The following is a 9835-nucleotide window of genomic DNA, read 5'->3' as shown; positions in this document are numbered from 1 at the left end:
GGAGTGGGGGGCTGCCGCTGTCAGCGGGACTCGTCGGCGACGAGTTCGGCGATCTGGACCGCGTTGAGCGCCGCGCCCTTCCGCAGGTTGTCGTTGGAGACGAAGAGGGCAAGACCGTGCTCCACCGTCTCGTCGCGGCGGATGCGGCCGACATAGCTCGCGTCGCGGCCGGCGGCCTGCTGCGGGGTGGGGATGTCGGACAGCGCGACGCCCTCCGCCGCGGTCAGCAGTTCCGCGGCGCGCTGGGGGGTGATCGGTCGCTCGAAGCGGGCGTTGATCTGGAGCGAGTGGCCGGTGAAGACCGGGACCCGGACGCAGGTGCCGGAGACCTTGAGCTCGGGGAGCTCCAGGATCTTGCGGCTCTCGTTGCGGAGCTTCTGCTCCTCGTCCGTCTCCGCGAGGCCGTCATCGACGATGGAGCCGGCCAGCGGCAGCACGTTGAACGCGATGGGCCGCTTGTAGTTCTCCGGCTCGGGGAACTCGATCGCCCGGCCGTCGAAGGCCAGCCGGGCCATGTCCTGCTTGGCGGCGGCCCGCGCCTGGCTGTCGAGCTCGGCGACGCCGGAGAGGCCGCTGCCGGAGACCGCCTGGTAGGTGGCGACGACGAGGGCCGTCAGGCCGGCCTCCTGGTGCAGCGGGCGGAGCACCGGCATGGCGGCCATGGTGGTGCAGTTGGGGTTGGCGATGATGCCCTTGGGGCGGCGGGCCGCGGCGTGCGGGTTCACCTCGGAGACGACGAGCGGCACGTCGGGATCCATCCGCCAGGCGGAGGAGTTGTCGATCACCACGGCGCCGGACGCCGCGACCTTCTCGGCCAGCGCCAGCGAGGTGCCCTTGCCCGCCGAGAAGAGGACGATGTCCAGGTCCGAGTAGTCGGCGACGGCCGCGTCCTCGACGGTAACCACACCGTCCTGCCAGGGCAGCGTGCTGCCCGCCGACCGCGCCGACGCGAAGAGCCGGAGCTGGTCGACCGGGAACTTCCGCTCGGCCAGGATTCCGCGCATCACGCCGCCGACCTGTCCGGTGGCTCCGACGATCCCGATCTTCATGGGCTTCCTCTCACTTTCCCCGCACTCGACGCGTGCGTGCGTCCCGCTCTCCTACCCTGCACCGTCGGCCTTGATCGTGGCCACTTCTTTGACGCCGGTCACACCGGTGTGCGGCATGCCACGGGATACTGCGGATGTCACGGGGCAGGGTAACGCCACCGTAACCGGATCGAACTAACCTCCACAGCCTGCGATGACCTGAAGAGAAGGGCGGCCGGCGTGCAGCTGACCCCGCACGAGCAGGAACGACTGCTGATCCACGTGGCCGCGGACGTGGCCGCCAGGCGCCGGGCCCGCGGGCTGCTGCTCAACCACCCGGAGGCGGTCGCGCTGATCACCGCCCACGTCCTGGAGGGCGCGCGGGACGGCCGCAGCGTCGCGGAGCTCATGGAGTCGGGACGCAGGATCCTGTCCCGCGCCGACGTGATGGAGGGGGTGCCGGAGATGATCCACGACGTTCAGGTGGAGGCCACCTTCCCGGACGGGACGAAGCTCGTCACCGTCCACGAGCCCATCGCCTGAGCGGCGAGCGGGTCAGAGAGAGGAGGCACCGCGTGATTCCCGGAGAGATCCTGTTCGCCGAGGGGACGGTCACCCTCAACGAGGGCGCCCCGGTCACCCGGCTCGTCGTGCGCAACGTCGCCGACCGGCCGATCCAGGTGGGCTCCCACTACCACTTCGCCGAGGCCAACCCCGGGCTCGACTTCGACCGGGCGGCCGCCCGCGGCCGGCGGCTCGGGATCGCGGCCGGCACTGCCGTCCGCTTCGAGCCGGGCATCCCGGTGGAGGTCGAGCTCGTGCCACTGGCCGGCCGTCGGATCGTGCCCGGCCTGCGCGGCGAGACGGCGGGGGGACTCGATGGCTGAGCTGAGCCGGCAGCGCTACGCGGACCTGTACGGGCCCACCACCGGGGACCGGGTGCGGCTCGCCGACACCGACCTGCTGATCGAGATCGAGGACGACCTCGCGGGCGGCCCCGGGCGGGCCGGCGAGGAGGCGGTCTTCGGCGGCGGCAAGGTGGTCCGCGAGTCCATGGGCCAGTCCCGGGCCAGCCGGGCCGACGGCACCCCGGACACCGTGATCACCGGCGTGGTCGTGCTCGACCACGCCGCGATCGTGAAGGCGGACGTCGGCATCAGGGACGGTCGGATCAGCGCGCTCGGCAAGGCCGGCAACCCGGACACGATGGACGGGGTCCACCCCGAGCTGGTGATCGGCCCGGAGACCGAGGTCATCGCGGGCAACGGCCGCATCCTCACCGCCGGCGGCATCGACGCGCACGTGCACCTGATCTCGCCGACCATCGTCGACACGGCCCTGGCCTCCGGCGTCACCACGCTGATCGGCGGCGGCACCGGGCCGGCCGAGGGCTCCAAGGCGACCACCGTGACCCCGGGATCCTGGCACCTGGCCCGGATGCTGGAGGCGATGGACGGCGCGCCGGTCAACTTCGGGCTGCTCGGCAAGGGCAACACCGTCTCGCGCGAGGCGATGCTGGCGCAGCTGCGCGGCGGCGCGCTCGGCTTCAAGATCCACGAGGACTGGGGCGCCACCCCGGCCGTGATCGACGCCTGCCTGAAGGTCTGCGACGAGACCGGCGCCCAGCTGGCCATCCACACCGACACCCTGAACGAGGCCGGCTTCGTCGGCGACACCCTGGCCGCGATCGCCGGCCGGACGATCCACGCGTACCACACCGAGGGCGCGGGCGGCGGGCACGCGCCCGACATCATCACGGTGGTCTCCGAGCCCAACGTGCTGCCGAGCTCGACCAACCCGACCCGCCCGCACACCGTCAACACGGTCGAGGAGCACCTCGACATGCTGATGGTCTGCCACCACCTCAACCCGGCGGTGCGGGAGGACCTGGCCTTCGCCGAGTCGCGGATCAGGCCGTCGACGATCGCCGCCGAGGACGTCCTGCACGACCTGGGCGCGATCTCGATCATTTCCTCGGACGCGCAGGCGATGGGCCGGGTCGGCGAGGTGATCACGCGGACCTGGCAGACCGCGCACGTGATGAAGCGGCGGCGCGGCGCCCTGCCGGGCGACGGGGCCGCCGACAACCTGCGGGTCCGTCGCTATGTCGCCAAATACACCATCAACCCGGCGGTGGCCCAGGGACTCGACCACGAGATCGGCTCGGTCGAGCCGGGCAAGCTGGCCGACCTGGTGCTGTGGGAGCCGGCGTTCTTCGGGGTCAAGCCGCTGCTGGTGATCAAGGGCGGCCAGATCGCCTACGCCCAGATGGGCGACGCCAACGCCTCCATCCCCACCCCGCAGCCGGTGCTGCCCCGGCCGATGTTCGGCGCGCTCGGCCGGGCGGCCGCGGCCGGCTCGGTCAACTTCGTCACCCAGCTCGCGCTGGACGGCGGCCTCGACGAGCGGCTCGGCCTCGCCAAGCGGTTCGTCCCGATCGGGGACACCCGGCACACCACCAAGGCGGACATGCGGCTCAACGACGCGCGGCCGGCGGTCTCCGTGGACCCCGACTCGTTCACCGTCACCATCGACGGCGAGCCGGTCGTCCCCGCCCCGGCCACCGAACTGCCGCTCGCTCAGCGGTACTTCTTGTTCTGATGGGGCCTGTTCTGATGGGTGCCTCCTGATGGCCGCCGCCGCGCTGTTGCTGCTCGCGGACGGCAGGTTCCCGGCCGGCGCGCACGCCCACTCGGGCGGCGCGGAAGCCGCCGTGCGCGCCGGCCGGATCACCGGGCCCGCCTCGTTGGAGGAGTTCTGCCGGGGCCGGCTGCACACCGCGGGCCTGGTCGCGGCGGCGCTGGCCGCCGCGGCCTGCGCCGGCCGTGACCCGGCCGAGCTCGACGCCGCCGCCGACGCCCGCACCCCCTCGCCCGCGCTGCGTGCCACCGCGCGCAAGCTCGGCCGCCAGCTGATGCGGGCCGCCCGCGCCACCTGGCCGACGCCCGAGCTCGACGCGCTCGCGTCCGCGTTCCGTGGCGGCCTCCACCAGCCGGTGGTGCTCGGCCTCGCCGCCCGTGCCGCCGGCCTCACCCCGGACGACGCGGCCCGGGCCGCCGCCTACGACGCCGTCAGCGGCCCAGCCGGCGCGACCGTCCGGCTGCTGTCCCTCGACCCGTTCGACGCCACCGCCGTGCTGGCCCGCCTCGCCGGTGAGGTCGACGCCGTGGCCCGCCGCGCCACCGAGGCCGCCGCGCTCGGGGACGCCGACGCGCTGCCGTCCGCCTCAGCCCCGCTGCTCGACATCGGCGCCGAGGCGCACGCCGCCTGGCCCGTCCGCCTCTTCGCCTCCTAGGAGACCGCATCGTGCACCTCGACCACCCCGAGACCTTCCCGCACCGCCACACCTACCAGGCCGCGCCACCGGTCGAGCCGGGCAGCCGCGCCCTGCGCGTCGGCCTCGGCGGTCCTGTCGGTTCGGGCAAGACCGCCACCGTCGCCGCGCTCTGCCGGGCGCTGCGCGACCGGCTGGCCATCGGCGTGGTCACCAACGACATCTACACCCGCGAGGACGCCGACTTCCTGCTGCGCGCCGCCGTGCTGCCCGCCGAGCGGATCGTCGCCGTGGAGACCGGCGCCTGCCCGCACACCGCGATCAGGGACGACATCTCCGCCAACCTGGAGGCGGTGGAGGATCTCGAGGAGCGGACGGGGCCGCTGGACCTGGTGCTGGTCGAGTCCGGCGGGGACAACCTGACCGCCACCTTCTCCACCGGCCTGGTGGACGCCCAGATCTTCGTGATCGACGTGGCCGGCGGTGACGACATCCCGCGCAAGGGCGGGCCCGGCGTCACCACCGCCGACCTCCTCGTCGTCAACAAGACCGACCTCGCGCCGTACGTCGGCTCCGACCTGGCGGCGATGGCCCGCGACGCCAGGGCGCAGCGTGGCGAGCTGCCGGTCGCGTTCACCTCGCTGCGCGAGGCGGACGGCGTCCGGCCGGTGGCCGACTGGGTGCTGGCGCGTCTCGCCGCCTGGGCCCCGGCGGCGGCGTGAGCGCCGGCGTCACGGCCCACGCCCGGATCGTGGCCGCGGCGGACGGTTCGCTGCCGCTGCTGCGCGGCGAAGGACCGTTGGCGCTGCGACGCACCCGGGCGGCCGGCCCGTACGCGCAGGTCACGGTCGTCGGCGCGATGAGCGGCCCGCTGGGCGGCGACCGGCTGCGGCTGACGGCCGAGGTGGCGCCGGGCGCCGCGCTGCGGGTCGACTCGGCCGCCGCCACCGTCGCCCTGCCGGGCCTGGGCGGCGAGCCGGCCGACTACGACGTGACGCTGACGGTGGGGGAGGGCGGCGAGCTGCGCTGGCTGCCCGAGCCGCTGATCGCGGCGGCCGGCAGCGACCTGCGGACGACGACGCGGGTGGACCTCGCGGCCGGCGCCCGGCTCGTGCTGCGCGAGCAGCTGGTACTCGGCCGGGCGGCCGAGGCCCCTGGCCGGCTGGCCTCCCGCCTCGTCGTGCGCCACGCCGGCCGCCCGCTGCTCGACCAGGAACTCTCCTTCGGCGGCGGGCAGGGCGCCCCGGGCTGGGACGGCGGCGCGGTGCTCGGCGGCCACCGGGCTGTGGGCCAACTCCTCGTCGTCGACCCGGTGTTCGAGGACAAGTCGGCCGAGGCGCGGGTGCTCTCCGAGACGGCCGTCCTCACCCCGCTTGCCGGCCCGGCGGCGCTGGTCACGGCCGTGGCCCAGGACGCGCTCGCGCTCGGCCGCCAGCTCGCCGAGGGCGCCACCCACCTGGGCGTCTGATCAACCGGGCGCCCCCCGTCGCCCCGGGATCACGAAGCCCTGCTCGTGGGCCGTGATCACCGTCCGCACGAGCTCCTCGGTCGCCGTGCGCGTCAGCACGAAGCCGCTGGCGCCCGCCCGCGGCGCGTCGTAGACGTACGTCGTTCTTGGACGTCGTCACCGCGACGATCCGTGGCGCTGCTCCGCGCGCTGCGCGGCGGAACTGACCTCCGCCGCGAGCAGTTCTTCGATCATGGACGAGGTGAACCTGCTCGGAGCGTCCAACGGCCCGGTGACCCGGAGCCGGATCGCCCAAGATCTGACCGCACTCGGTCTCGGCGCCGGTGACGTCGTGATGTTCCACACCCGGATGTCGGCCATCGGCTATGTGGCGGGCGGCACGGCGACCGTCATCGGCGCGCTGCGTGAGGTGGTGGGGGAGGAGGGCACGTTGCTGGTCTACAGCGGGTACGACGCGCCGCCGTACGACTTCGTCGAGTGGCCCGCCGGGTGGCAGGACGCGCTGCGCGCCGAACACCCGCGTACGACCCGGTGTTGAGCGAGGCCGACCATGCCAACGGCCGGCTGCCCGAGGCGCTGCGGCGTTGGCCGGGGGCCCTTCGCAGCCGGCACCCTGACGTCAGCTTCGCCGCGTTGGGCGCGGTGGCGGAGGAGTTGGTGGCCGACCACCCCTGGGACGACCCGCACGGCCCCGGAAGTCCCCTCGCGCGGTTGGTGGATCGCGGGGGCCAGGTGCTGATGCTGGGCGCGCCGCTGGACACCATGACGCTGCTGCACCACGCGGAGGCGCTCGCCCAGGCGCCGGGCAAGCGGTTCGTCGACCACGAGCAGCCGGTGCTGGAGCCGGACGGCCGGCGGGTCTGGCGACGCTTCCACGACATCGACTCGGAGAACGGGGCGTTCGACTACTCGGCCGTGGTACCGGAGGGCGAGGACCCGTTCGCCGTGATCGTGCGAGACATGCTCGCCGCCGGCATCGGGCGGCGGGGCCGGGTCGGCGCCGCCGACAGCTACTTGTTCGAGGCCGGTCAGGCCGTCGACTTCGGGGTCGCCTGGATCGAGGAGAAGCTGGGCTCGGTCGGTCCGTAGCGGGCCGAGGGCGCCCCTGTGGTGAGGGCCCAGTAGCGGTCGCCGAAGGACCAGTGCCACCACTCCGTCGGGTAGTTGACCAACCCGGTGGCGCTGAGCGCGTCGCCGAGCGTCGCCCGGTTGGCGCGGGCCTGGTGACTGATGTTCTCCGCGTGGGTGAAGCAGGCGCCGCCGCTCTCCTCCGGGTCTGCGTTCAACCGCGTCCCCATGTCCAGCTCGCGCCCCTCGGCGTCGGCGAGGGTGAGGTCCACGGCCGCCCCCGCGCTGTGCGGGGCGATCTCCGGCGGCGACACGTACCGGCTGGCCGCCGCGTGGACCTGTTCCGCGGACCAGGCGGGATGGTCGGCCCGCAGCCGCCCGGCGTACTCCTCGAAGTACGCGCGCTGGAGCGAGGGCGGCCGGTACCCCTCGACGAACAACAGCCGCAGGCCGGCGGGCAGTCGCGTCTGGGCGTGCAGCAGCCGCTCCACGACGCCCTCCCGCAGGTGCGCGAAGGCGCCCGTGGCGTCCTGCTTCCGCGTGTCGACCAGCAACGATGGCGCGTGGCGGCGGACGTCGACCAGCCGCTCGCCGCACTCCACGACGGGTATCGCGGCGACGGCCGGGTCCGACATCAGGACGATCTCGCTCATACGGCGATCATGCCAGCGGCAGGGCGGGGGAGTCGCGGCGGCCCAAAATCACCTGCCGTGGTCGTCCGGGCTCTGCGAGGCTGATCGGCCATGACTGCTTACGAACTGTTGCTCATCGGCGGTGGTGCCGGCGTCGGCAAGACGACCGTCGCGTGGGAGGTGTCCGCGGTGCTGCGGGCGAAGGGAACGGCGCACTGTCTGATCGAGGGTGACTACATGGACCAGATCCACCCCGCCCCCGTCGACGATCCGCACCGCACGGCGATCACGGAGCGGAACACCGCCGCGATCTGGTCGAACTACGCCGCCCTCGGCCAGCACCGCCTCATCTACACGAACACGGTGAGCATTCTGGAGGAGCCGATGATCCGACGAGCCATGGGCGGCGGCGAGATCAGGGCCACCCGGATCCTGCTCACGGCGAGGGAGACCACCGTGCGGGAGCGGCTCGCCCAGCGGGAGATCGGATCCCAGCTCGACGCTCACATCGAGTCGAGCCTGCGGAACGCGCGGAACCTGAGCGAGGAGGCTCCCGCGGGCACCATCCGCGTCGCGACGGACGGCCGCTCGGTTCACGACATCGCCCTCGACGTACTCCAGGCTGCCGCCTGGTAGAGGTAGGGCGACGTTCCGAAAGCCCACCGGCAAAGCGACTCGCTTCGGTTCAATGTCCTCTGGCCGTGCGGTCCATTCGCGTCCGCCCTCGGGTGGGCGGAGCCACACCAGCCCGTGTTCGTAGGCCATGACCCGATCAACGCGGTCGCACACGGAGTCCCTTGCCGCTGTGCCGACAACTGGTGCCGCGCCGTGTCGCCCATGTGCCCCGGAGGGCACTTGCTGTCCTCGCACACGCCATCAACTCCTCGCTCGCTGATGTTCACGCTCTGGAACGACGCTGCCGTACTGCTATTCGCGAAAAGGTTCTCCTACCGTGTGGGACGGCGTGTTCGAAGAGGCGGGCAGTCAGGAGGAGCCGTGAGCGGTAACCAGTGGGTGAGTGCGTCGGTGCCCTACCTCGGTCCGCAGGGAGCGGGCGGCGGCGACGTCTGGGGTGCCGAGACGGCGGCTCGGGGGCGTCGGGGCACGCAGCGGATTCTGCACGCCGGAGAGGTACGGGCGACGGCGGACGTGGCCGTTCTGCTGGGAGTGGCGGAGGGGGATGAGGTCGTCGTCCGGCGGCGGATCATGTTCCTCGACGACGAGCCCTGGGAGTTGACCGACACCTATTACCCAACGCGCATCGCGCGCGGCACCGGCCTGGCCGGGACTGCGAAGATCCGAGGCGGGGCGGTGACCCTGCTCGCCGAGCTGGGGCACGTCGGCGTGCGGGCGCGCGAGGAGGTGGCGGCCCGGATGCCGACCGAGGAGGAGGCGGCATTGCTTCAGACGGTTCCCGACGAGCCCGTGCTGCGGCTGACCCGCGCGACGCTGGACGCGGCCGACATGCCCATTCAGGCTGACCTCATGACCATGCCCGCCCACCGGCAACGTCTGCGCTACGAACTGCGGATTGGATGAACCGTGCCCAGGACCGAGGCGGGCGCCTTCGACCCCCGCTCACTTCACGAACGTATCGCGGCGGACCTGCGCGACGAGATCATGAGCGGCGATCTGACACCTGGCGCCAAGCTGCCCTCCACTGCGCAGTTGAAGGCGAGGTTCGCTGCCTCGAAACGCCACAGTGCAGAAGGCGTTGCACCTGCTGAAGGAGGAACGTCTCGTCGTCGGGCGGCCTGGGGCGGCGGTCACCGTGCGCGAGCACCGGCAGCGGACCCTGAGCCCCGCCTCGTACATGGCACTGGCAGTGGTCGGTGAGCCGTACCGGTGGCTGACAGAGATGGAGAAGTGGGGCGCTCGGGCGCGAGCAAGCTGTTGGAGTGCGCGAGGCCGTTCCTCCTGCCGATGTGGCGGCTGCCCTTGGCGTATCCGAAGGCGGTGCCGCACTGCTGCGCCGGCAGGTGCTCATACTCGATGAGGAGCCGGTTGAACTCCTCGCGTCGTACTACCCGTTGGAGATCACACGGGGCACGGCGATGACGGAGCGTCGCAAGAACAAGGGCGGCACGCCGACCCTGTTGGCGGATCTTGGCCATCCGCCCCGGCTGAGCGTGGACAGGGTTTCGGCGCGCGTGCCCACTCAGGAACAGTTCATCGCCCTTGAACTGCCCAGCAACCTCCCGGTGCTTCGGACGCTTCGTGTTGTCTACAGCGACGATGACCGCCCCATCGAGGCCAGCGTCATGGTGAAGGCCGGGCATCTCTACGAGCTTCGGTACGAATTCACCCCGCCCGGCGAAGCGTGATCCGTCTCGCGGGAGGCGGTTGCCTTCCGGCACGGGTTATG

10 protein-coding genes and 3 pseudogenes are annotated in these 9835 nt (G+C 72.6%); 10 read left to right on the top strand and 3 right to left on the bottom strand.

Annotation, left to right across the window (positions count from 1 at the left end; all coding sequences use genetic code 11):
• Positions 1–20: 20 nt before the first annotated feature.
• A complete protein-coding gene (locus E1265_RS11010; protein WP_132930087.1) occupies positions 21–1049 on the bottom strand; it encodes an aspartate-semialdehyde dehydrogenase in 1029 nt (342 codons plus the stop codon).
• A gap of 219 nt (positions 1050–1268) precedes the next feature.
• Here E1265_RS11010 and E1265_RS11005 point away from each other — a divergent pair, with 219 nt between their 5' ends.
• From E1265_RS11005 to E1265_RS10980, 6 genes are read left to right on the top strand one after another with little or no spacing between them, the layout of a single operon-like run.
• Positions 1269–1571: an urease subunit gamma gene (locus tag E1265_RS11005; RefSeq protein ID WP_132930086.1), complete on the top strand. Its 303-nt coding sequence runs from the start codon at positions 1269–1271 to the stop codon at positions 1569–1571.
• A 32-nt stretch (positions 1572–1603) separates the two neighbouring features.
• Entirely contained in the window at positions 1604–1915 is a 312-nt protein-coding gene (locus E1265_RS11000; RefSeq protein ID WP_132930085.1) for an urease subunit beta, read from the top strand.
• Positions 1908–3629, top strand: coding sequence for an urease subunit alpha (locus E1265_RS10995; protein ID WP_132930084.1), 1722 nt, complete (start codon positions 1908–1910; stop codon positions 3627–3629). Before E1265_RS11000 ends, E1265_RS10995 begins: the two co-directional genes overlap by 8 nt.
• 28 nt (positions 3630–3657) lie before the next feature.
• On the top strand, positions 3658–4323 hold the full coding sequence (locus tag E1265_RS10990; protein ID WP_132930083.1) for an urease accessory UreF family protein: 666 nt from the start codon (positions 3658–3660) through the stop codon (positions 4321–4323).
• 11 nt (positions 4324–4334) lie between these two features.
• Positions 4335–5024, top strand: coding sequence for an urease accessory protein UreG (ureG, locus tag E1265_RS10985; RefSeq protein ID WP_132930082.1), 690 nt, complete (start codon positions 4335–4337; stop codon positions 5022–5024).
• Entirely contained in the window at positions 5021–5770 is a 750-nt protein-coding gene (locus E1265_RS10980; protein ID WP_347877193.1) for an urease accessory protein UreD, read from the top strand. The genes ureG and E1265_RS10980 overlap by 4 nt, the downstream gene beginning before the upstream one ends.
• Before the next feature lie 57 nt (positions 5771–5827).
• Here the strand turns inward: E1265_RS10980 and E1265_RS38885 are convergent.
• A pseudogene (locus E1265_RS38885) lies at positions 5828–5945 on the bottom strand (DNA-binding response regulator); the annotation flags it as partial.
• 57 nt (positions 5946–6002) lie between these two features.
• On the opposite strand from E1265_RS38885, the pseudogene aac(3) reads away from it, so the two are divergent.
• Positions 6003–6859: pseudogene (gene aac(3) / locus E1265_RS10975) on the top strand (aminoglycoside 3-N-acetyltransferase).
• Here aac(3) and E1265_RS10970 read toward each other — a convergent pair.
• Positions 6799–7491 carry a M15 family metallopeptidase gene (locus tag E1265_RS10970; RefSeq protein ID WP_132930080.1) on the bottom strand — a complete coding sequence of 231 codons (693 nt, stop codon included), beginning with the start codon at positions 7489–7491 and terminating at the stop codon, positions 6799–6801. The pseudogene aac(3) and the gene E1265_RS10970 overlap by 61 nt on opposite strands.
• A 90-nt stretch (positions 7492–7581) precedes the next feature.
• Between E1265_RS10970 and E1265_RS10965 the strand changes: the two genes are divergently transcribed.
• From E1265_RS10965 to E1265_RS10955, 3 genes and pseudogenes are all read left to right on the top strand, one after another.
• Positions 7582–8106, top strand: coding sequence for a hypothetical protein (locus E1265_RS10965; RefSeq protein ID WP_132930079.1), 525 nt, complete (start codon positions 7582–7584; stop codon positions 8104–8106).
• Between the two features lie 360 nt (positions 8107–8466).
• Positions 8467–9009, top strand: coding sequence for a UTRA domain-containing protein (locus E1265_RS10960; protein ID WP_132930078.1), 543 nt, complete (start codon positions 8467–8469; stop codon positions 9007–9009).
• Between the two features lie 3 nt (positions 9010–9012).
• Positions 9013–9794: pseudogene (locus E1265_RS10955) on the top strand (GntR family transcriptional regulator).
• The last annotated feature ends 41 nt before the right edge of the window (positions 9795–9835 follow it).

This window comes from Streptomyces sp. 8K308 (assembly GCF_004348315.1).
In the GTDB taxonomy this organism is placed as follows: domain Bacteria; phylum Actinomycetota; class Actinomycetes; order Streptomycetales; family Streptomycetaceae; genus Streptomyces.
Note: the sequence above shows the minus strand (reverse complement) of the source record. Positions and strands in the feature narration are given on the sequence as shown.